A 20155-nucleotide genomic window follows, 5' to 3' on the forward strand; every position below is an offset into this window, starting at 1 on the left:
CCTCGGGGCATACAACGTGGCGTCAGCGTGACGGACTTCGAGGAACCATCATGATCACCACTGCCGACGAGAGCCTCCTGCGGCGCGCCATCGCCATCGCGGCCCGCGCGGTCACCCTGGGCGACGCACCGTACGGTTCCCTGCTGGCCGGCCCCGACGGCGCGATCCTGGCCGAGGCCCACAACACGGTACGGCGCGACGACGACATCACCGCCCACCCGGAACTGAAGCTCGCCCGCTGGGCTGCCCGTGAACTCGCTCCGGACACGGCCGCGCGCACCACCATGTACACCAGCTGCCAGCCATGCGGCATGTGCGCCGGCGGCATCGTCCGCTCCGGCATCGGCCGGGTCGTCTACGCGCTCTCCACCGAGCAACTCGTGGCGCTCAACCCACAGTCGGGCGACTGGCCGACGGTGGCGCAGGACGGCCCGGCTCTGTTCGACGAGGCACGCGTCCCCTTCGACACCTACCACCGGCCCAACTGACACCGCCTCGTCACCCGCAGGCCGGGCAGGCCGCCCAGATATCCCCAGACCGTAACGATCCAGGACGTCGAGGGACTTCACCGCCAACCGTCGACTATGTTCAGGACATGTCCACGCCACCACAGCCCCCGCAGCAGCCGGCGGTCCCGCCGCAGCCGACGGCCTACCCCTATCCGAACCCGCAGTCCCCGCAGCCGGGCCCGTTCTACGCGCAGCCCACGGTGATCGGCCAGCCCGCCGTCCAGCCGCTGCCCGGCCAGTTCGGTCAGCCGGGGCCGTCGCAGCCGGGGCATCCCTACGCCCAGGCCGCCCAGTTCGGTCCCGCGGCGCCCGTGCCCGCGTCCGGTGGCGGCGGGGCCGGCAAGGCGGTGCTCTGGGCCGCGGTCGGCGCGGTCGTCGCCTCCGCCGCCTGGGCGGCCGGTGTTCTCCTCGTCGGCGGCAAGGGCGACAGCGCGGACCTGCGGGGCTACTCGGCGCCCTCCAACATGTGCTCCAGCGCCGACTACTCCTCCTTCAAGGGCGAGTATCCCGAGGGCGACTCCTCGCCGACCAAGACCTCGCTCAAGAACGCGGCGCTGGACGAGAGCTACTGCAGCCTCGGCCTGAAGAAGACCGGTTCGTCGTACGCCGACGCCTATCTGTCCATGCAGCTGGACCTGCACAAGAAGACCGACCCGGGGCCCGAGTTCACGGCCACGTGGAAGAACTACGGCGACAGCCACACCGGTTACGACGTCTCCACGGTCAGCGGCATCGGCGACGAGGCCTACCTCGTCAGCCAGGACACCACCAGCGGCTCTTCCAGCAGCGGCTCACGCTACGCCACGCTCGCGGTCCGCGACGGCTGGGTGACCTACACGATGAGCTACAGCGTCTACCTCTCCTCCTACGACCAGGACAAGAACCCGCCCTCGCTCAGCGAGGTCGACGGCTGGCTGAAGAAGGACGCCACGTCCACGCTGGGCCGGCTGCGGGGCTGACCCTCAACCCCGCACGTCGCCGGGCCGGCCCTGGGCCGACCGTGCCCGCGCATCCTTGACGATCTGGTCGAAGCGCGCGCCCATGGCCTCGGCGAGGGCCTGGGCGCCGGACAACGGGCGGACCATGACCATGAAGTCGTCGATCAGGCCTTCCTCGTTCACGTGCAGGAAGTCGCAGCCGGTCAGCTCGCGGTCGCCGACGCGGGCCGTGAAGACCAGCGCCTGGTCGGCGCCGGCCGCGTCGCCGATCTCGCGGACGTACCGGAAGTCCTGGAACACCTGGGAGACCGCGCGCAGGATCGCCGCGGTGATCGCCTTGCCCGGGTACGGCTTGAAGACGACCGGGCTGGTGAAGACGACGTCCTCGGCCAGCAGCGCCTCGACGGCGTCCATGTCCCCGGCCTCCACCGCCTCACGGAACGCGCGCATCGGACCACCTCACATAGTCAATTTATTGAATAGGTGCCGATGAGATTAATCAACGACTGATAGCCTGTCCATATGTCGCTCAAGTACGCCGTCCTGGCCGCCCTGCTGGAGGGCGAGGCATCGGGCTACGAGCTGTCGAAGTCGTTCGACGTCTCGCTCGCGAACTTCTGGCCCGCCACCCCGCAGCAGCTCTACCGGGAGCTGGAGCGCCTGGCCCAGGACGGGCTGGTCCAGGCCCGGACGGTGCAGCAGGAGCGGCGGCCGAACAAGCGGATGTTCACGCTCACCGAGGCGGGCCGGGCGGAGCTGAGCGCGTTCGCCGCCGAGCCGCCGAAGCGGCCCACCGCCGTCCGCGACGAACTCCTCATCAAGATCCAGGCGATGGACGGCGGCGACCCCGAGACCACCCGTGCGCTGGTCGAGGAGCGCAGGGGGTGGTCCCGCGGAAAGCTCGACCGCTACCGGCGGGTGCAGGCCCGCCTCCTCGACGGCCGCACCGAGGACGAGTACCTCCGCGACGCCGACCGCGTCGGCCCCTACCTCACCCTCATGGCCGGGATCGGCTTCGAGGAGGAGAACCTGCGCTGGTGCGACCGGGTCCTCGTGGTCCTGGCCGAGCGGGTGGCCCTAGGCTGAGCAGATGTTCGGTCCTGAAGGCCCCCGGCTGCGTGAACTGGCCGTGCAGGCGCTGTCGTCGGTGGAGCACGGCTACGACCTGCTCGCCCCCAAGTTCGACCACACCCCCTTCCGGACACCCGACCAGGTGCTGGAGGCGGTGGCGGAGGCGCTGGTCCCGCTCGGCCCGTTCGAGGACGGACTCGACCTGTGCTGCGGTACCGGCGCGGGCGTCGAAGCGCTGACCGGGCTGTGCCGCCGGAGTGTCACCGGGGTCGACTTCAGCGCGGGCATGCTCGACGTCGCCCGGCACCGGGTGCGGCCCGCCGACGGGCCCGGGGTCGCCTGGGTGCGCGGCGACGCCCGTGCCCTGCCGTTCCGGGCCGCCTTCGATCTCGTGGTGTCCTTCGGGGCGTTCGGCCACTTCCTGCCGCGCGAGCTGCCCGGGCTCTTCGCCCAGGTCCACTCCGTCCTGCGGCCCGGCGGCCGGTTCGCCTTTCCGGTGCTCGCCCCGCCCCGTCCGGCACGGCCCGCCTTCTGGGCGCTGCTCGGCTTCGACGCGGTGATGCGGGTGCGCAACGCGTTGTGGCGGCCGCCGTTCGTCATGTACTACCGGGCCTTCCGGCTCACTGACGTGCTCGGCGAGCTGGGCCGGGCCGGGTTCGTCGTCGAACTGCACGCGCTGCCCGGGTTCGGACGGCGCGGCGACGGCAGCCCACGGGCCCGGCTGGTCGAGGCCCGGCGGACTCAGCCCGCCGCGGGCAGCGTGAACTCGTAGACCAGGGTGTCACGTTCGGCGTTCACGACGAGGTCGGTGATCTCCAGCGGCCGGGCGTACTGGTCGTGCACGCGCCGGGTCACGCGCACCGAGGAAGCGCCGTCGACCTGGCTGATGGCATCGCGGTGATGCAGGGACAGACCCGCCTTGCGCATCCAGTCGTAGGCGCACCGCAGATGCGCGGGAGTGGCACCGTCGGCCCGGCCCCGGTAGCGGGCCAGCTCGGTGACCTCGGCCAGCGCCACCGCCGAGAACGACGTCACCGCCGTCCGCAGTGAGCGGCCGTCCGGTGTGGCCGACCGGTAGCGGTGCACCAGTGTCGGCCGGTGCGGTGCCAGGCCCAGCGCCCGCGCGTGTTCCGGCGGTGGTGTCTCCCAGGTCACCGTGGACCGGTCGACCGCGGACGGGTCCGCCGAGCGGGCGCCCAGCGGGAAGGCCGGCGTTCCCGGTGCGTCGACCGGCCGGGCGGGCAGCGCGGCGTGGCTGCCCCGCCGGTCGGTGGCGACCAGACCGCTGCGCCGCAGCATCTCCAGTGCCTGCCGGACGGTCTCCCGGCTGACCTGGAAGTGGGCGGCCAGGTGTCGTTCGCCCGGCAGTCGTTCGCCCGGCGGAATGGTGCCGTCGCGCAGTTCGTCGAGCAGCAGCGCCGCGATCCGCCCGTACAGGGGCAGGTCGTCGTTCTGGGCGGGTTCGTGCGGGGTGGTGCGGGCCATGCCGCGCCCTCCTGTTGTGACAAGAAGTAGTCGTGCGGACTCGTTGCGCGACCACAATTAGCATTGGTCTAAACCACAAGGGAAGAGCGGTCTACCGGTTCGGCCGAAACCCGCCCAGGCTGTCCCGCCGTCGCGAAGCGCTGTCGTCCGGGGCGTCGAGCGGTGCCGTCCTCCGCGGGCCGTCGGCGATGCCCGGAGCCATCCGGTCCCTCGCGTGCCCCACGGTATGCCTGCCTTGTGGGCCCGGGGCTCACCGGACCCGCCGCACCCGTCATGACCGAAAGCCGGCGGGTTCGGGCCCTACGCGCCTGGGCGCCGATCGGCCACGGAGCCGGCCCGATCCCGGTCGCGCCCTCGAAGCCGCACCCGGCGAGCCGCCGCACGGGCGGGAAAACCCGGGTCGCGGCGCTGCGACCCGGGTGGCCAGAGCGTACCGACGGGTCGGACCGGTGGGAAGGGCCCGGTGCCGCCCGCGGCCTAGGTGTACGAGCGCAGCCAGCGCACCTTCTCCGCCTCGTGGAAGGGGCCGCCGCCCTCGTGGTCGTTGAAGTCGTAGACCTCGATCGTCTTGTCCTCGTGCGCCCAGGCGTTGAACGCGGCGAACACCGTCGACGGCGGGCAGGTCTGGTCCTCCAGTGCCGCCGAGAACAGCGCCGGCGCCCGGCCCCGGGCCGCGAAGTGCACGCCGTCGAAGTACGACAGCGTGCGTCGCACCTCGGCCGAGCGGCCACGGTGCGTCTTGAGGAACAGGCCGATCTCCCGGTACGGGTGACGGTCCGTCAGTACCGTCGCACGCGGGAAGTCGCACAGGAACGGCACGTCCGGGGCGACCGCGATCAGGTCCGGGACCAGGCCGCCGACGGCCAGGGAGATGCCGCCGCCCTGACTGGCGCCGAGCACCACGGTGCGCGCCGCGTCGGTCAGCGGGTGGGAGCGGGCCGCCTCGACGGCGCGCACGGCGTCCGTGTACACCCGGCGGTAGTAGTAGTTCTCGGGTGCGTCGATGCCCCGCGTCATGAACCCGGGGTAGGCCGGTGCCGCGCCCACCGGGTCCGCGGTGCCGCCCCCGGCTCCCCACGCGCTGCCCTGACCACGCGTGTCCATCACGAAGTGCGCGCGGCCCGTCGACGCCCAGAGCAGGTTCTCGTGCGGCAGCCCGCGCCCGCCGCCGTAGCCGATGAACTCGACGACCACCGGCAGGGGATCGGTCGCGCCGGCCGGCAGCCGCAGCCAGCCCTTGACCGGGTGTCCGTCGAACCCGGCGAACGTCACGTCGTACACCCGGACCGTCGACAACCCGGTGTCCACCGGCTCGAAGCGGGCGTCCAGCTCGTGCTCGCGCGCCTCCTCAAGCGTCTTGTCCCAGAAGGCCTCGAAGTCCTCGGGCTCGGTGGACTCGCTGCGGTGCGTGCGGAGTTCGTCGAGGGGAAGGTCGAAGAGCGCCATCGACAACCGCCTTTGTGAGGGAGTCAGCGTCAGCTCACCGTACGTGCGGGGCCGTGGGCTGACCAGTAAGCCTTTGCGCCCTCGGCGGCCGGATCGCCGTCACGTCCGTGGCTGGGTCCACCGCGGACCGGTCCGCGCCCACTCCCGTTCCCACTCCGCCAGCCGGTGGCGCAGCGCGATCCGGCGCTCGACGGCGTGCCCGAGGAGGACGACGGCAGCCGCACCGCCCGCCGCGCACACCCCGACGGTCACCGCGTGCTGCCACACGGCCGCGTCGCCCGCCGGCGGTGCGACATTGCGGCCCTGGGCGTCGAACCACACGGACACCGTGTCACCGGTCCGGGTCCCGGCCGGCACCCGGGCCCACGCCGTCCGGGCCCCCTTGCCGGGCTCGGTCCAGCGGACCTCGGCGCGGTAGGGGTGTTCGCGGTCGCCCTGCACGGCGGAGGGCCGCTCGGGCGGGTCGCCGATCACCCGCGCGCGGACCAGGTGGCGCTCGGCCCGCTGTGCGGCCGCGAGGGTCCGGGCCTCACCGTGCGCGCGCAGGCCCGCGGCGGCGCCGACGAGCGGCGCGACGACGAACAGCAGGACGGCCACGATCAGCACCGTCCACGCTTCCACGACATCCGAGCTGCGCCGCAGCGGATTGCGCCGCCAGCGCCAGCCATGCACCCGGGTACGCATGTCCACCTCCTCGCTCCGTCGGGGCCGGAGAGCCGGCGAACCGCTCCCCGAGTCCGTCACCCCCGCCGCTCACGCACACGGGCACCCACACCCGTCTCGTACCCCGTACGGAGCACCTCGTTCACACCGCGAACCGCGAGTTCCAGTCCGTCTGGAGCACGGAACGCGCAGTGCGCCCCGCGTTCGCGCGACCGACCGTGGTGCGCGCCCCGGATCAGCCGAAGCGCTCGATGCGGATCCGGTCCACCGGCTGGCCCGCCGCGACCAGCAGCCGGGACGCGTGCTCGGCAAACCCGTTGGACCCGCAGACATAGGCCTCCCACCCACCGGGAGGCTGCTGGGCCAGGAGCGGTGCCACATGTGCGGCCGCCATACGTCCCACCGGTACCCCGTGGGGCGCGCTGCGGGTGAACAGGGGTGTCGTCTCCGCGCCCAGCTCCGAGGCGTAGATCAGCTCCTCGGGGCTGCGCGCGGAGGCCAGCATGCGCAGCGGCACGGTGAGGCCGCGCCGCCGGTGGTGCCGCACCATCGACATCAGCGGGACGATCCCGGAGCCGGCCCCGAGCAGCAGCGCGGGCCGGTCACCGGGCCAGGCGAAGAATCCGCTCAGCGGTCCGCGCAGCTCGACCGTGTCCCCGGGGCGGGCGACCGTGTGGAACCAGCCGGAGACCTCGCCGTCCGGCACATGGTCCAAGGTCAGCTCGATGTGCCCGGAGTCGTCCGGCGCCGAGGCGATCGAGTAGTGGCGCTGGGCCACATAACCGTCCGGCGCGGTCAGCCGCAGCATCAGGTGCTGGCCCGGCAGATGCCCCGCCCAGTCCGGTACCGCCAGCCGGAAGGTGGCCGTCTGCGGCGTCTCGCGCCGGATCTCCGTCAGTGTGGCCGTCTGCCACACCGCCGCCGCCTGCTCGCTCACGGCGATGCGGCCGGGGACCGCGAACCGCCTCGCAGGAACGTCCGCGCCGGGGGCGGGGGAGGCCCCGGCCGGGCTGCTCGGGTGTGTCGTCGGCGTCTCAGTCACCGGAGTACCGCTGCTCCTCCCAGGGATTGCCGCGCTCGTGGTAGCCGTTGCGCTCCCAGAACCCGGGCTCGTCGTGGTCGAGAAGCGTGAGGCCCGCGATCCACTTGGCGCTCTTCCAGAAATAGCGGTGGGGCACCAGCAGCCGCGCCGGGCCGCCGTGTTCGGACGGCAGCGGCGTGCCGTCGTACTCCCAGACGATCCAGGCGCGGCCGCCGGTGAGGTCGGCGAGCGGCAGGTTGGCGGTGTAGCCGGTGTGGGATCGGGCGAGCACATGGGTGGCGGACACTTGGGGCCGCACCACAGCGAAGAACGCGTCCAGCGAGACACCGCCGAACCGCACGCCGAACTTCGACCAGCCGGTCACACAGTGGATGCCGCCGTCGTAGGCCGAGGCCGGCAGCGCGTGTGCCGCGTCCCAGTCCCAGGTGTGCGGCCGCTCGACCAGACCGTCGATGCGGAAGGACCAGTCGGCCGGCGCGAGGTCGGGGGTGACCTCGGCGGACAGGACGGGCCAGTCCGCACCCGCGTCGTACTGTCCGGGCGGCAGCCCGGGGTTGTGGACGCGCGGACGGCCCGTGAAGCCTCGCGTAACGTTCATCCTTCAACCGTACGCTGTCGTTCCGGGTGCTCCGGCCCTGGTCATCGCGTGGATCATTGCGCCCGTATGAACTCTTCCGGGCGGGGGGAATAGCCCCGCGACGCTTCCGCCTTGGGCTCGGTGCCGGCACCGGTTCACCGGTGACAGCGCGAGCGAAGCGAGGAAGAGCATGCCCAAGGCGTATGTGCACACGCGGGACGGCGGACCGGAGACCGAGGCGTTGACCGACCTGGACCGGCCGCGCCCCGGTCCCGGCCAGATCCTGATCGCGGTCCGTGCGGCGGGAGTCAACCCCGTCGACTGGAAGCTGCGCGAGGGCTTCCGCCGTCCCGGCGACCCCGAGCGCGTCTTTCCCGCGGTCCTCGGCAGTGAGGCCGCCGGTGTCGTGGCGGAGCTCGGCGCGGGAGTCACCGGCTTCGCCGTCGGTGACGAGGTGTTCGGCAGCACCGTCGGCGGTGCCTACGCGGAGTACGCCCTGCTGACCGCCGGCGTGGCCGCCCACAAGCCGGCCGCGCTGTCCTTCCCTGACGCCGCCACCCTCCCGGTCGCCGCGGCCACCGCCTACGACGGCGTCCGCCAGCTCGCCCTGCCCCGCGGGGCCACCCTGCTGGTGACGGGCGCGGGCGGCGGGGTCGGCAGTGCCACCGTGCAGATCGCCCGCGCCGTGGGACTGCGGGTCGTGGGCGTGGCGAGCGAGGGCAAGAAGGACGTCGTGCAGGCGCTGGGCGCCGTGCACGTGTCATCCGGGCCCGGCCTGGCCGAGCGGGTGCGGGCCGCCGCGCCCGACGGGATCGACGCGGTGTACGACCTGGTGGGGGGCCAGGCGCTCGCCGAGGCCGCCGAACTGCTGAAGGACCGGAGCAGGCTGGTCAGCGCCGCCGCACCGCTCGACGCCGTCACCGCCCTGGGGGGCGCCCGGATCGAGCGGGCCCGCACCGCGGCCGTGCTGGACGCGGTCGCCGGGCTCGTCGTACGCGGTGACCTGGAGCCGCACGTCACCCGCGTCCTCCCGCTTGAGGAGGCCGGTGCGGCCCTGCGGGCCGTCGAGGAAGGGCACGCCCTCGGCAAGATCGTGATCGAGGTGGCCGCGTGAGCGTCACCGCCGGCGCGGGCGTCGGCGACCGGAGCGCCGCCGAGGCCCCGCACGTCCTCGACAACCCGGCCCTGGCCTCGCTCACCGGCCCGCACGCCCGCTTCGCCGAGCGGCGGGGCCGGGTGCTGCGCTACCCGGTCGATGTCTCCCCGTGGCTGGCGCTGCCCGATACGCCGGACGCGCGGGACTGGGCCGACCTGGCCGCGCTCGCCGGCCCCGGCGCGGAGATCCCGCTGCCGGGCTACCGCGGCGAACTGCCGGACGGCTGGGAGACCACCTTCCGGATCGACGGCGTGCAGTTCGTGGACGACGGCCTGGCCGCCGCGCCGGACGCGGAGGCGGTCCGCCTCGGCCCGGCGGACGTGCCGGAGATGCTCGACCTCGTGGCCCGTACCCGCCCCGGACCGTTCCTGCCGCGCACCGTCGAACTCGGCACCTACCTCGGCATCCGCCGGGGCGGCGCACTCGTCGCCATGGCGGGGGAGCGGCTGCACCCGCCGGGCTGGACCGAGATCAGCGCGGTCTGCACCGATCCCGCCGTCCGCGGCGAGGGCCTCGCCACCCGGCTGATCCTCGCGGTCGCGCACGGCATCCGGGAGCGCGGCGAGACGCCGTTCCTGCACACGAGCGCCGGGAACGCGGGCGCGATCCGGCTGTACGAGTCCCTGGGCTTCCGGCTGCGCCGTCGTACGGCGTTCCTCGCGGCCCGCGCCCCGCAGCGGCCGGTGGACGGGCGGACCGCGGTACCGGTGGCCTGAGCGCCGTTGGACAGGACGGGGCTCAGCCGGACCCCTTGGCGCCCGGGTCCGCGTTGTACCGCTCCAGATAGGCCGCGAAGCGCACCAGGTCCTCCGCCGGCCAGTCGGCGAGCCGTTCGCGGAACGCGGCCCGGCGGCTGCGGGTGACCTGGGCGAGGATCTCCCGGCCGGCCTCCGTCAGATGCAGCACCTGGACCCGGTGGTCCTCCGGGTCCAGGCGGCGTTCGATCAGCCCCGCCTGCTCCAGCGCGGCCACCTGGCGGCTGACCGTGGACTTGTCCAGCGCGTAGTGCGCCGCCAGGTCGGTCGCCCGGCAGCCGCTCTGCTCCTCCAGATGGCCGAGCAGGGTGTACGACACCAGGGACAGCTCGGGGTGCATACGGCCCGCCGAGGCACGCGCCCGGCGGGCGAAGATGGTCATCTCGCGCTGGATCGTCTCGACGGCCGACTCCGCTGCGCTCACGGGAATACCTCCTCCGGCGTTCTAGTTGTATAGTACAACTTGATCCGAGAGTTGTATAAGCCAACCATTTGGGAGGTCGCCGCGATGAGGTCACCGGCGCTGCGCCATGTGCTGACGCACCTGATCACCCCGCTGCTGATGTGCATAGGCATGGGGCTGGCATACATGGGGGCCTTCGTCACCCCCGAGCCGCACCACCTGCCCGTCGCCGTCGTCGGCACCGCCCCGCAGGCCAAGGTCTTCGCCCAGACGGTCAAGGACACCGCCGGGGACAAGCTCGACGTCCGCACGGTCGCCACCCGCGCCGACGCCGTCGGCCTGCTGAAGTCCCGCACGGTGACCGGCGCCTATGTGCCGAGCCCCAAGGCGCCCGAGCTGCTCGTGGCGAGCGCCGCCTCCGACATGGGCGCGACGGCCGTCGAGAAGGTCTTCACCCCGGTCGCCGCCAAGGAGGGCATGCCGCTGAAGGTCACCGACGTGGCCGAGCCCGTCGCCGACGACCCCACCGGCCAGGGCCTGTTCTTCCTGCTGATCGCCCTCAGCATCGGCTCCTACGCCTCCGTCGCCGCCCTCGGTGCCGCGGGCGCGGCCCTGGCGATGCGGGCGCGGGCGGTGCTCACGCTCGGGGTCTCCGCCGCGGTCAGCGGGATCGGCGCGCTGCTCGCCGGACCGGTGTTCCACCTCGCGCACCACGACCTCGCGGGCGCGTGGGGCATGGCCTGGCTGTACTCCGCCGGCATCCTCTTCGTCGGCCTCGGCCTGCACACCTTCCTGAAGCGGTGGACCACGCTCACGATGATGGTGCTGTTCGTGATGCTCAACTTCACCAGCTCCGGCGGGTTGTTCCGGCCTGAACTGCAGAACGGCTTCTTCGGCACCCTGCACGCCTTCTGGAACGGCGCCGGCTTCGTCGAAGGCGCGCGCAGCCTGCTGTACTTCGGCGACGACGGTCTGTCCCGCAGTGTGTGGACCCTCGTGGCCTGGCTGCTGGCGGGCCTGGTGGTGACCGGGATCGCGGCCCTGTACGAGCGACCCCGCAAGGCCCGGCACGCCGCCGGCCACACCGCCCCGGCGACCGAGGCCGTGACCGAGGTCGGGGCCGTGACGGTGCCCGCCCCGGCGGCGGCCACGCGGCCGGCGGAGCGGGCGGCCGAGGAGGAGGCCGAGGAAGAGGTCGAGGAGACGGTCGGCGTCTGACCCGGTGCCGACCGGGGAGACAGGGAGCACACCGCCCAGCACCGGGCGGGGCTCCCTGCCGGTTTTCCAGGGCGCCTGCCGTCCCTCCCTCGCCGGCCCCACCCCGCCGCCGGCCTTTCGGGCCGCGGCCGGTTGCCGTGTCGCCACCGGCGCCCCGTGCGCTGCCGGCCGTCTGGAGCCACCGGCGCCCCGTGCGCTGCCGGCCGTCTGCAGCCACCGGCGCTCCGTGTGCTGTCGGCTGTCTGGCGCCGGTGGTCCCTCGCGAGTCTTGCCGGTTGCTCCGGGGCCACCGCCCTTCAGGGGCGCGCCGACCCGATCGTCACCACCCGGGCCCAGGCCGGTGGCATGTCCGGCCGGTAGTCCGGGTCGTCCTCGTCGTACGAGCCGCCGGTGCGGGGGAACAGGCCCACCACCGTCCGGCAGGACGGCCGCGCCGCCGGCCATGGCGTCTGCCCGTCGGTGAGGACGACCACCACGTCGGGACGCGTCCGCAGGGCCCGCGCGAACCCGGTGCGCAGATCCGTCCCGCCGCCGCCCACCAGCTCGATGCCCTCCGTCCGGCACAGCGGCTGCACGGTCTGGGCCGCGGCATCGCAGGACAGCACGGAGACCAGGTCCCGCCGACCGCCCACGGCCCGGCAGATCGCGGCCACCTCCAGCAGCGCGCTGCCCAGTTCGGCGTCGCTGACCGACCCCGAGGTGTCGACGACCACGCACACCCGTGGCGGCCTGCGCCGCAGACTCGGCAGGACGATCCGGGGGAGCCCGGCCGAACGCCGCGCCGGCCGGCCGTAGTGGTAGTCCTCGCCCGCTCCCGGTCCGGAAACCGCCGAGCGCAGTGCCGAGCCCAGCAACTGACGCCACGGCTGCGGTGGATGGAACACCTCCTCCGCCCACCGCCGCCAGCCCCGCGGCGCGGTGCCGGGATCCCCCTTGATGCCCCGCGCCACCCGGAACCGGACCGCGTCCCGCTCCTGTTCGCTCAGCCCGTGCGCGCCGTCCGGCCCCAGCTCCCACGCCCGGTCCTGCCCGTCGGCGCCGCTGCCGCAGTCCAGCCAGGCCAGCCGTTCCAGTCGGGGCCCGAGCCGGAACCCGGGCAGGTAGTCCTCCATCAACCAGCCCGAAGGCAGCCCTACCCGCTGAGGTGTCACGGCGTCCTCGGGCCGCACCAGACCGTCGCCGTACACATCGTCGTTGATCTCGCAGTCCGCGGCGATGTTCATCCGCAGCCGCTCCGCGGGACCGGACAGTCCGTGCTCGCGGGCGTACCGCTCGCTGCGCCCGTGATGGTCGCGCAGCAGGTGCGCCACCTCGTGCACCCACACCGCGGCCAGTTCCGCCACCGGCGTGCGGTCCACGAACACCGGTGAGACATAGCACCGCCAGTACCGGTCGACCCCCATGGTCGGCACCTCCCGTGACTCCACCGGCCGCAGCGCGAACAGGGCGGTGGCCAGGTACGGGCGGGCGCGGGCCGCGTGCAGCCGCGCGGCGAAGAGCTTGCCGAGATCCAGCCGGCCGGGTGTGCCGGCCGTCATCGGCGAGCCCCGGCGGTCCGCGCCGCGTGGCGGGCGGCCTCGTCGGCCCGCCGGGACAGCGACACCGCCCCGGCGAGCCGCTCGACGGCCGCCGGCACGTCCCAGTCGTCCCGGCGCAGCGAGGCCAGTGTGGTCGCCGGTACGACCACCACGTCCGGAGCCCCGGTCTCCATCGCCCGCACCAGCAACGCCCAGGCGGCGTCCCAGCGGGCCCGCTCCGGCCGTTTGCGCACCGCGTCCACCACGCCGTCCAGCACGGCCTGCCGCAGATCCCCGCGCTCGGGCAGTTCGGCGCCCGCCGGGTCGGCGAGCAGCGTCTCGGGATCGGGCAGGTCCATCCGGTCCAGGCTCGCCAGCAGCTCCAGTCCCGGACCGTCCCCCACGGTGCCCCGGACCAGCAGCGACAGCACGTCCCGCGGCGATCCGGCGGCGGTCGCGAAGGCCAGCAGGCGCAGGGTCGCCTCCCAGCTCCGGGGCGACGGCCACGCACCGCCCCGGCGGCTGTCACCCTCCGGCAGCCGGTGGACGAGTCCGGGCCGTGCGACGAGGAACGCGCACACCGCGCGCCGCGCGAAGGCCACGGCCTCGCGCAGCCGCTCGGGGTCGAGCCGGGGCAGGGCCGCCCGCGGCCAGGTCCCGCCCAGGCCTCGTACGACGACGTCGTGGTCGTGGGTCCACTGCAGGTGCACGAACCGGTTGGCCAGCGGCGGGCTCAGTTCCCAGCCGTCGGCCGCCGAGGAGCGCGGGTTGGCGGCGGCCACGATCCGCACCCCGGGCGGCAGCCGCAGGGCACCGATCCGCCGCTCCAGCACGAGCCGCAGCAGGGCCGCCTGCACCGCCGGGGGAGCGGTGGACAGCTCGTCCAGGAACAGCAGTCCCCGTCCGGCCCGCACCAGCCGTACCGCCCAGTCCGGCGGGGCCATCGGCACGCCCTGGACCGCGGGATCGTCCCCCACGACGGGCAGCCCGGAGAAGTCGGACGGCTCGTGGACACTCGCGATCACCGTGGTCAGGGGCAGGTTCAGGGCCGTGGCGAGCTGGTTCAGGGCCGCTGTCTTGCCGATGCCGGGTTCACCCCACAGCAGCACCGGGAGGTCGGCGGCCACGGCCAGGGTCAGCGCTTCCAGCTGGATGTCCGTGCGGGGTTCGGTGGTGGTGTCCCGGAGCAGGGTCAACAGGTCGTCTGCCACGGCCAGTTGGGCGGTGTCCGGTTGCTCTGCGGACAGGGTGGCGGAGGCGTATGAGGTCATGAAGGATCACCTGGGTGTGAAGTAGGGGAGAGAGGAAGGGAGTTCAGTAGAAGGTGACGGTGTCGGCCTGGCGCCGGGTGAGGCGCCGGCCTCGGGCGGGGCGGCGAACCGGGGCGGCGGAGGTGCGGCCGGAGCCGGTCAGACCCGCCCGGTACAGCCCGTGGGCGACGCGCCGCTCGGCGGCCACCGCCAGTGCGTCCCGCAGCGGACCGTCGCGCAGCACGGCGCCGGGGCCCAGCAGAGCCTCGACCACGGCCAGGGCGCCGGCGGTGTCACCGTGGTCCAGCCGTTCCCGGACCCCGGCCAGGCAGTCCGGACGCCGGTGCGCCTCGTCGACGGCCCGCAGGCAGGGCAGCGGTGGGCCGCCGAGTGCGGCCAGCAGTTCCTCGCGCCGGATCTCGGCCGGATCGTGGTCCAACGGGGCCAGGACACCGTCGACCAGACCGATGCGGTGCGTGGCTCCCCGGCATGGCACGAGCCGTGCTCCCGCGGCCGGGTCGCCGACGGGCACCGGGTCGACCCGCTCCCATCCGGGCGTCAGCGCGGCGGCGACCAGCGGGTGCAGCTGCCCCGGTGCGAGCAGCCCGGCGCGGAGCAGCTCCAGGTCGGGCAGCACCCAGGTCGCCGCGTCGGGCAGCACGGGCAGCGCGGAGAACCCGCCCGGCGGCGGCTGCGTCAGGACCCGCAGCGCGAGTGCGACACCGGCAGGACCCGGCGAAGGGTGTCCATGAGGCGGATGCGCGACGGCCGGATCAGGGCCGCTGTGGCCGTCGGCCCACGGGACCCGGCGGCCAGCCGGCTCGGGGCCACTGTCCGGAGCGCCGCGGGCATTCCGTCGGACGGTGCCACCGGCCCCCGGTGCGGCGGGAGTCGAGCGGTTCGTGGCCTCCCGGCCACCGCCCGGATCCGCCACCGGCTCCAGCTCCAGCGCCAGCCGGCGTCGGCCGCCGAGCCGTACCGCGAACGGGCCGACGCAGCGGCCCTCGGCGGTGAGCAGGAGGGCTGCCTCGGCCGCCCACCGGCCCACGGCACAGCCGTCGGCCGGCGGTACGAGCCCGAGCGGACCGGCCTGCGGCGGCACGCTCCCATCAGCCTCTGCGCGGTCGCGTGCCCGCGGGGGCACGCCCCCGTCGGCCCCTGCGCGTTCGCGCAGGTCGGCGGCCGTGCGGGCGTCCCACAGATGGCGGTGCAGGTCGAGTCGGTAGCGCCGGTTGGGGTGCGGATGCGGATGACCGCCGGCCGGCGGCCGCGCCGGGTCCCACACCGAGATACTGATCCGCTGGCCGGCGCCCGCCCAGGCCGGCGGGGTACGGGCCACCAGGTGGAGTGGGCCGGCCCGGCCGGGCCGGTCGTACCGCGCCAGGGTGAGGGTCAGGCCCGGACGCAGCAGCCCGTCGGGCGCGATCCTCGGCATGTGCCAGCGCAGCAGATCCGGGGCGAGATGGCGGAGGTCGGCGCGCAGCCGGTCCGCCATCCGACGGCCGTGAGTCCGGGCGACGGAACGCAGGTCGAGGTCCACGTCGATCCGGGCGGCGGCGCAGGCACCGGCCCAGTCACCGGCCTCGCGGCGGCCGGTCGCGGTCTCGATCATGGATGGTGGCACGGCGTACTCGCGCACGCGCAGCCACAACGAAAGCCGGGAGTCCCCGTACGTCGAAGGGAGCATCAGCGCTCACCTTGCGCGGACGGGACCCCCAATCTCTGAGTCGATTGAGTCGTCATCGCGGCGAGCCTAACCGCGTGCCCGGCGCCGCGTCACCCGGTTTTCCATCGTTCCGCCACAGCGGCCCGGTCGCGGGCGTTGGGGTATGGTGGCCGTCCGGTCGCGGACGGTTCGCGGCCCCGATCGGCGAGGAGGTGGGACCCATCACCGCTGTGTCAGCCGGGGTGCTCTCTCCTCAGGACGGCGCGGTGCACCGGCAGCGGTGACCGCGGGAGCGCCCTGCAGTTCTCGCGCTTCCGAAAGGCCCTTCGCCTCCATGCCATCTTCCTGCTCTCTCACCGCAGTCGTCTCCGCGCTGCGTGCCGCCGGGTGTGTCTTCGCCGAGGACGAGGCGGAGTTGATCCGCGCCACCGCGCGCTCCGCGGACGAACTGTCCTCGATGGTGGACCGGCGGGTCGCCGGGTTCCCCCTGGAACAGGTCCTCGGCTGGGCCGAGTTCCGCGGGCTGCGCATCACCCTGGAGCCGGGGGTGTTCGTCCCCCGTCGCCGTACCGAGTTCCTGGTCGACCAGGCGCTGGCCCAGGCGCCGTACGCGAGCGTGGTCGTGGACCTGTGCTGCGGCTCGGGCGCACTCGGCGCGGCCCTCGCCGCCGCCCTCGACGGTGCCGAAGTGCATGCCGCCGACATCGACCCCGCCGCCGTACGGTGCGCCCGGCGCAACCTCGCCGCCTTCGGGGGCCGGGTCCACACCGGCGACCTGTACGACGCGCTGCCCACCGCACTGCGCGGTCGTGTCGGCATCCTCAGCGCCAACGTTCCCTACGTCCCCACCGCCGAACTGCCCCTGCTGCCGGCGGAGGCCCGCGACCACGAGCCGCGGGTCGCCCTGGACGGCGGAGAGGACGGCCTGGACGTGCTGCGCCGGGTGGCCGCCGGGGCGCCCGAGTGGCTCGCACCGGACGGGTGTCTGCTGGCCGAGACCAGCGCACACCAGGCACCGGCAGCCGTACGGGCTTTCAGCGGGGCGGGTCTGACGACCCGGCTGGCGGTGTCGGAGGAGCTGTCCGCGCACGTGGTGATCGGCGTACGGCCGTAGCCTCCGTCATCCCACGCCCCTGTCACGGCAGTTGCTGAGCCCGGGCGATCAGCAGCGCGACGTCGTCGTGGTTGTCGGGGTGATGCAGGGTGCGCAGGAGGAAGTCGCAGGTCTCCTCCAGCGGACGGGCGGGGTCGTCGAGCAGGGACAGCAGGAAGTCCAGGCGTTCGTCCAGGGGGTGGTGGCGGGTCTCCACCAGTCCGTCGGTGTAGAACACCAGCTCGTCGCCGGGCTCGAAGTCGACGGTGACCGTGGAGAAGCCGACGCCGCCCACGCCCAGCGGGACCCCGGTGGGCAGTTCGAGCAGTTCCGGCGGCCGGCCCGGGCGGACCCGGACCGGCGGCAGGTGCCCGGCGTTGGCGATCCGGCACTGCCGCAGATGCGGATCGTGGACGGCGTACACGCAGGTCGCGATGGAGTGGTCCAGGGCGGACGTCGTCTTGTCCAGGTGCTCCAGCAGCAGTGCGGGGTCGAGGTCGAGGGCGGCCAGCGTGGTGGTCGCCGTGCGCAGCCGGCCCATGGTCGCGGCGGCGCTGATCCCACTGCCCATCACATCACCCACCACGAGCGCCGTCTTTCCGCCCTCCAGCGGGATGACGTCGAACCAGTCGCCGCCGACCTCGACGGTGGCCCCGGCGGGCTGGTAGCGGGAAGCCACCTCCAGACCGGTCATGAGCGGCGGATGGCCGGGCAGCAGGCTCCGCTGCAGGGTGAGCGCGGTGTTGCGGGCGTTCTGGTACCAGCGCGCGTTGTCGATCTGCACGGCCGCCCGGGCGGCCAGCTCCCGGGCGAGCAGCACGTCGTCCTCGTCGAACGGCGCCGGATTGGCGATGCGTTTGAGGTCCAGGGCGCCGAGCACCTCGCCCCGGGCGATCAGCGGCACCGCGAGGTACGAGTGCAGTCCCGCCCGGGCCAGCAGTTCGGCCGCCTCGGCGGAGCGGGCGATGCGTGGCAGGTCCTCGTCCTTCACGTACGGCACCAGCACCGCCTCGCCCGAGCGCACACACTCGGTGACCAGGCGGTCCGGGGCGTACCGGGCGATCTGGCCGGGCGGGTCGGCCGCCAGCACCGCCTCCGAGCCCCCCTCCGGCCGCACCGCGAGAGCCCGGATCACCGCCGGCTCCGACGGGCCCAGCGTGCTGCGCCGGCCCTCCACCACCGCTTCGAGCAGGTCCACCGCGGCCACGTCGGCGAGTTCCGGTACGGCGACGTCGGCCAGCTCGCAGGCGGTGCGTTCCAGTTCCAGGGTGGTGCCGATCCGGGCGGACGCGTCGGCGATGATGGCGAGCCGGCGGCGGGCGGCCTCCGCCTCCTGCGAGGCCCGGTACTGCGCGGTGATGTCGACCACGGAGACCACGACCCCGAGCACGTTGCCCATGGTGTCCTCGAGCCGGTACAGCGAGTGGGCCCAGGCGTGGTCCTCGTCCGGGTCGGCGGGAGTGCGGCCGATCAGCGTGTTGTCGATGACGGGCAGGCCGGTGGCCAGCACCCGCCGGGCGTCGGTCTCCACCGGCTCGGAGTTCAGCATGGGGAGCACTTCGCGCAGTGTCCGCCCCACGTGCTCGGCGGCCGGGACCCCGTTGATCTTCTCCAGGGCCGGGTTGACCGAGACGAACCGCAGCTCTGTGTCGAGGACCGCGTAGCCGACCGGTGACTGCTTCACCATCCGCTCGGACAGCGCCACCTCCTGCTCCAGCCGCCGTACCGTCGACTGGTCGGCGGCCAGACCGAGCGCGTACACGTCACCGCGGGCGTCGAGCAGCCGCATGTTGCGGAACTCCACCAGGCGGGTGCTGCCGTCCTTGTGCCGGATCGGGAAGCCGCCGGCCCAGCTCTCCCCGGTGCGCAGCACATCGGCGAAGAGCTTGCCGACCAGTTCCTGGTGCCGTTCGTGGACCATGAGCCGGGCGGCGTACTGGCCCAGGGCTTCACGGGCGCTGTACCCGAACAGCTCCTCCGCCTGCGGGCTCCACAGCACGATCCGCCCGGTGGTGTCCAGCACCACCGAGGCGACGCCCAGTACGTCGAGCAGACCGCCGGGCCGTACCGGCCCGCGTACCGGCTCGCCGCCTTCCGTCGCCGGAGCCTCGGCTGCACTCATGCCATGCACCGCCTTCGCCCGTTGGCACGGCACGTCGTCCCCCGTGCCGACTCCCCTTGTTCCACCGCGCTCACACCCGACTCCCCGGCGCGTTCGCCGGCTAGCTCCACCATCTCTCACCGCGGCGGTGCACGTCCGCCGAAGCCGCCACGCCGGGGCGGGCCTCCTTTCCCGGACATCGTGCACGCCGGGGCGGCCGGCCGGGAGAGTTCACGCTCATGTTGCTTCATTGGCCTGTACATGACCACGGCGGCACGCCAGACTGTCGGCCGATCGAGTGTGCTCGCCCCCCGCCCTTGTGTCCCCGCCCCCGTCCGAGGAGTCGGCCATGCCCGCGCCCGCCCGGCAACGTTGTCACGCAGCTCTCGCCGGACTCGTCACCCTCGCCACCGCCGCCGTCGTGTCGCTCGCCGCACCCGGGTCCGCCGCCGCGGCCGACACCTGGACGGAGACCGGTTCCGACCGGGCCCGCCCCCTCACCGAGAGCCAGGGGCTGACCTCGGTCGAGGTCCCGGCGAACAGCCCCAACCGGTACACCGGCATCGGCACCATCCCCCTCGATGTCTCCAGTCGCGGCTGGAACCATGTCGGCGACCCTGACGCCTCGTACAACGGCTACTACATCGAGCCCTATCAGCAGGACTCCGGCAATTCGAAGATGTACCGGGTGCAGGCGCCCGACGGCACCTGGTCGGAGTACGTCCACACGCTCAGCCCCGGTGAGGCCCTGAACAACTCGTGGGACGCGATCTCGCCCGACGGCCAGTGGATGCTCTCGGGCGAGTGGGGCACGATGAACCGCCTGCTGGTCTTCCCGGCCCCCGGCGTCAACCCGTCCACCTCGCCCTCCGCGAACCTCCCACAGGCCTCCACGGTCCGCCTGGACCACGCCGTCCGTGACGTCCAGGGCTGCGACTTCTCCGGCCCCACCACCCTGTTGTGCTCCTCCGACGACCCGGACGGCAGTCTCTTCGGCATCACCAAGCCGCTGCTCCAGATCGACCTGTCGGCCGCGCCGAACGGCTCCGGGGACGTCACCGGCCATGTCACCGCCCTGCGCCAGCTGCCGCTGCGCAGCTCCTGCTCCGGCACGTTCGAGGCGGAGGGCGTCGACTACGACCGGCGCACCGGCATCCTGCGCGTGATCGTGATGTCTCCCGGCTTCTGCGTCCTGACCGACAGCAAGACCTACAAGTTCACGCGCGGCTGAGCCCCGCTGAGGGTGTGCGGACCGGCCGGTGGTG

Annotated in this window: 20 protein-coding genes; 9 read left to right on the plus strand and 11 right to left on the minus strand. The window is 73.7% G+C overall.

All coding sequences use genetic code 11. The annotated features are described in order from the left end of the window. Positions 1–50: 50 nt before the first annotated feature. On the plus strand, positions 51–488 hold the full coding sequence (locus tag IE244_RS22720) for a nucleoside deaminase (RefSeq protein WP_191875397.1): 438 nt from the start codon (positions 51–53) through the stop codon (positions 486–488). A 107-nt stretch (positions 489–595) separates the two neighbouring features. Then, complete coding sequence (locus IE244_RS22725) at positions 596–1468, plus strand: hypothetical protein (RefSeq protein ID WP_229854285.1); 873 nt, start codon at positions 596–598, stop codon at positions 1466–1468. Between the two features lie 3 nt (positions 1469–1471). Here IE244_RS22725 and IE244_RS22730 read toward each other — a convergent pair whose 3' ends face one another. Further along, on the minus strand, positions 1472–1897 hold the full coding sequence (locus tag IE244_RS22730) for a nuclear transport factor 2 family protein (protein WP_191875398.1): 426 nt from the start codon (positions 1895–1897) through the stop codon (positions 1472–1474). Between the two features lie 72 nt (positions 1898–1969). On the opposite strand from IE244_RS22730, the gene IE244_RS22735 reads away from it, so the two are divergent. Both IE244_RS22735 and IE244_RS22740 read left to right on the plus strand, forming a co-directional pair. After that, positions 1970–2533 carry a PadR family transcriptional regulator gene (locus tag IE244_RS22735; protein ID WP_191875399.1) on the plus strand — a complete coding sequence of 188 codons (564 nt, stop codon included), beginning with the start codon at positions 1970–1972 and terminating at the stop codon, positions 2531–2533. A 4-nt stretch (positions 2534–2537) separates the two neighbouring features. Continuing rightward, positions 2538–3290: a class I SAM-dependent methyltransferase gene (locus IE244_RS22740; protein WP_191875400.1), complete on the plus strand. Its 753-nt coding sequence runs from the start codon at positions 2538–2540 to the stop codon at positions 3288–3290. Here IE244_RS22740 and IE244_RS22745 read toward each other — a convergent pair. The 5 genes from IE244_RS22745 to IE244_RS22765 all read right to left on the minus strand — a co-directional run bounded on the left by IE244_RS22745 (position 3260) and on the right by IE244_RS22765 (position 7752). Further along, positions 3260–4003, minus strand: a complete 744-nt coding sequence (locus tag IE244_RS22745; RefSeq protein WP_191875401.1) for a GntR family transcriptional regulator — start codon at positions 4001–4003, stop codon at positions 3260–3262. The genes IE244_RS22740 and IE244_RS22745 overlap by 31 nt on opposite strands. Before the next feature lie 477 nt (positions 4004–4480). Beyond that, positions 4481–5449: an acetylxylan esterase gene (locus IE244_RS22750; RefSeq protein ID WP_191875402.1), complete on the minus strand. Its 969-nt coding sequence runs from the start codon at positions 5447–5449 to the stop codon at positions 4481–4483. A gap of 99 nt (positions 5450–5548) precedes the next feature. Next, positions 5549–6133, minus strand: a complete 585-nt coding sequence (locus IE244_RS22755; RefSeq protein ID WP_191875403.1) for an Rv1733c family protein — start codon at positions 6131–6133, stop codon at positions 5549–5551. A 214-nt stretch (positions 6134–6347) separates the two neighbouring features. Further along, positions 6348–7055, minus strand: a complete 708-nt coding sequence (locus tag IE244_RS22760; RefSeq protein ID WP_191875574.1) for a ferredoxin reductase — start codon at positions 7053–7055, stop codon at positions 6348–6350. Positions 7056–7146: 91 nt separating this feature from the next. After that, positions 7147–7752, minus strand: coding sequence for a sulfite oxidase-like oxidoreductase (locus tag IE244_RS22765; RefSeq protein ID WP_191875404.1), 606 nt, complete (start codon positions 7750–7752; stop codon positions 7147–7149). A 169-nt stretch (positions 7753–7921) separates the two neighbouring features. Between IE244_RS22765 and IE244_RS22770 the strand changes: the two genes are divergently transcribed. Further along, on the plus strand, positions 7922–8845 hold the full coding sequence (locus IE244_RS22770) for an NADP-dependent oxidoreductase (protein ID WP_191875405.1): 924 nt from the start codon (positions 7922–7924) through the stop codon (positions 8843–8845). Next, positions 8842–9603, plus strand: coding sequence for a GNAT family N-acetyltransferase (locus tag IE244_RS22775; protein WP_191875406.1), 762 nt, complete (start codon positions 8842–8844; stop codon positions 9601–9603). Before IE244_RS22770 ends, IE244_RS22775 begins: the two co-directional genes overlap by 4 nt. Positions 9604–9625: 22 nt before the next feature. On the opposite strand, the gene IE244_RS22780 is transcribed toward IE244_RS22775, so the two are convergent. Further along, positions 9626–10024: a MarR family winged helix-turn-helix transcriptional regulator gene (locus IE244_RS22780; RefSeq protein WP_229854299.1), complete on the minus strand. Its 399-nt coding sequence runs from the start codon at positions 10022–10024 to the stop codon at positions 9626–9628. Positions 10025–10150: 126 nt separating this feature from the next. Between IE244_RS22780 and IE244_RS22785 the strand changes: the two genes are divergently transcribed. Next, positions 10151–11263, plus strand: coding sequence for an ABC-2 transporter permease (locus tag IE244_RS22785; protein WP_191875408.1), 1113 nt, complete (start codon positions 10151–10153; stop codon positions 11261–11263). Positions 11264–11559: 296 nt separating this feature from the next. Here the strand turns inward: IE244_RS22785 and IE244_RS22790 are convergent, their stop codons facing one another. From IE244_RS22790 to IE244_RS22800, 3 genes are read right to left on the minus strand one after another with little or no spacing between them, the layout of a single operon-like run. After that, entirely contained in the window at positions 11560–12801 is a 1242-nt protein-coding gene (locus tag IE244_RS22790; RefSeq protein ID WP_191875409.1) for a vWA domain-containing protein, read from the minus strand. Further along, positions 12798–14051 (minus strand): AAA family ATPase, encoded by a 1254-nt coding sequence (locus tag IE244_RS22795; RefSeq protein ID WP_191875410.1) that lies wholly within the window; start codon positions 14049–14051, stop codon positions 12798–12800. Before IE244_RS22795 ends, IE244_RS22790 begins: the two co-directional genes overlap by 4 nt. 43 nt (positions 14052–14094) lie before the next feature. Then, on the minus strand, positions 14095–15717 hold the full coding sequence (locus IE244_RS22800) for a hypothetical protein (RefSeq protein WP_191875411.1): 1623 nt from the start codon (positions 15715–15717) through the stop codon (positions 14095–14097). Positions 15718–16030: 313 nt separating this feature from the next. On the opposite strand from IE244_RS22800, the gene IE244_RS22805 reads away from it, so the two are divergent. Further along, the gene (locus IE244_RS22805; RefSeq protein ID WP_191875412.1) at positions 16031–16810 is read left to right on the plus strand and encodes a putative protein N(5)-glutamine methyltransferase; all 780 of its coding nucleotides are present in this window, start codon (positions 16031–16033) and stop codon (positions 16808–16810) included. Positions 16811–16832: 22 nt separating this feature from the next. Here IE244_RS22805 and IE244_RS22810 read toward each other — a convergent pair whose 3' ends face one another. Next, positions 16833–18911: a SpoIIE family protein phosphatase gene (locus tag IE244_RS22810; RefSeq protein WP_191875413.1), complete on the minus strand. Its 2079-nt coding sequence runs from the start codon at positions 18909–18911 to the stop codon at positions 16833–16835. Between the two features lie 328 nt (positions 18912–19239). Here IE244_RS22810 and IE244_RS22815 point away from each other — a divergent pair, with 328 nt between their 5' ends. After that, positions 19240–20121, plus strand: coding sequence for a hypothetical protein (locus IE244_RS22815; RefSeq protein ID WP_191875414.1), 882 nt, complete (start codon positions 19240–19242; stop codon positions 20119–20121). Positions 20122–20155: the final 34 nt, after the last annotated feature.

Origin of the sequence: Streptomyces filipinensis (assembly GCF_014649495.1) — a bacterium.
GTDB lineage: Bacteria > Actinomycetota > Actinomycetes > Streptomycetales > Streptomycetaceae > Streptomyces > Streptomyces filipinensis.

Coding starts and splice junctions, on each gene's coding strand:
- IE244_RS22720 (WP_191875397.1), top strand. CDS start 51: ATGATCACCACTGCCGACGAGAGCCTCCTGCGGCGCGCCATCGCCATC.
- IE244_RS22725 (WP_229854285.1), top strand. CDS start 596: ATGTCCACGCCACCACAGCCCCCGCAGCAGCCGGCGGTCCCGCCGCAG.
- IE244_RS22730 (WP_191875398.1), bottom strand. CDS start 1,897: ATGCGCGCGTTCCGTGAGGCGGTGGAGGCCGGGGACATGGACGCCGTC.
- IE244_RS22735 (WP_191875399.1), top strand. CDS start 1,970: ATGTCGCTCAAGTACGCCGTCCTGGCCGCCCTGCTGGAGGGCGAGGCA.
- IE244_RS22740 (WP_191875400.1), top strand. CDS start 2,538: ATGTTCGGTCCTGAAGGCCCCCGGCTGCGTGAACTGGCCGTGCAGGCG.
- IE244_RS22745 (WP_191875401.1), bottom strand. CDS start 4,003: ATGGCCCGCACCACCCCGCACGAACCCGCCCAGAACGACGACCTGCCC.
- IE244_RS22750 (WP_191875402.1), bottom strand. CDS start 5,449: ATGGCGCTCTTCGACCTTCCCCTCGACGAACTCCGCACGCACCGCAGC.
- IE244_RS22755 (WP_191875403.1), bottom strand. CDS start 6,133: ATGCGTACCCGGGTGCATGGCTGGCGCTGGCGGCGCAATCCGCTGCGG.
- IE244_RS22765 (WP_191875404.1), bottom strand. CDS start 7,752: ATGAACGTTACGCGAGGCTTCACGGGCCGTCCGCGCGTCCACAACCCC.
- IE244_RS22770 (WP_191875405.1), top strand. CDS start 7,922: ATGCCCAAGGCGTATGTGCACACGCGGGACGGCGGACCGGAGACCGAG.
- IE244_RS22780 (WP_229854299.1), bottom strand. CDS start 10,024: ATGACCATCTTCGCCCGCCGGGCGCGTGCCTCGGCGGGCCGTATGCAC.
- IE244_RS22785 (WP_191875408.1), top strand. CDS start 10,151: ATGAGGTCACCGGCGCTGCGCCATGTGCTGACGCACCTGATCACCCCG.
- IE244_RS22790 (WP_191875409.1), bottom strand. CDS start 12,801: ATGACGGCCGGCACACCCGGCCGGCTGGATCTCGGCAAGCTCTTCGCC.
- IE244_RS22795 (WP_191875410.1), bottom strand. CDS start 14,051: ATGACCTCATACGCCTCCGCCACCCTGTCCGCAGAGCAACCGGACACC.
- IE244_RS22800 (WP_191875411.1), bottom strand. CDS start 15,717: ATGCTCCCTTCGACGTACGGGGACTCCCGGCTTTCGTTGTGGCTGCGC.
- IE244_RS22805 (WP_191875412.1), top strand. CDS start 16,031: ATGCCATCTTCCTGCTCTCTCACCGCAGTCGTCTCCGCGCTGCGTGCC.
- IE244_RS22810 (WP_191875413.1), bottom strand. CDS start 18,911: ATGAGTGCAGCCGAGGCTCCGGCGACGGAAGGCGGCGAGCCGGTACGC.
- IE244_RS22815 (WP_191875414.1), top strand. CDS start 19,240: ATGCCCGCGCCCGCCCGGCAACGTTGTCACGCAGCTCTCGCCGGACTC.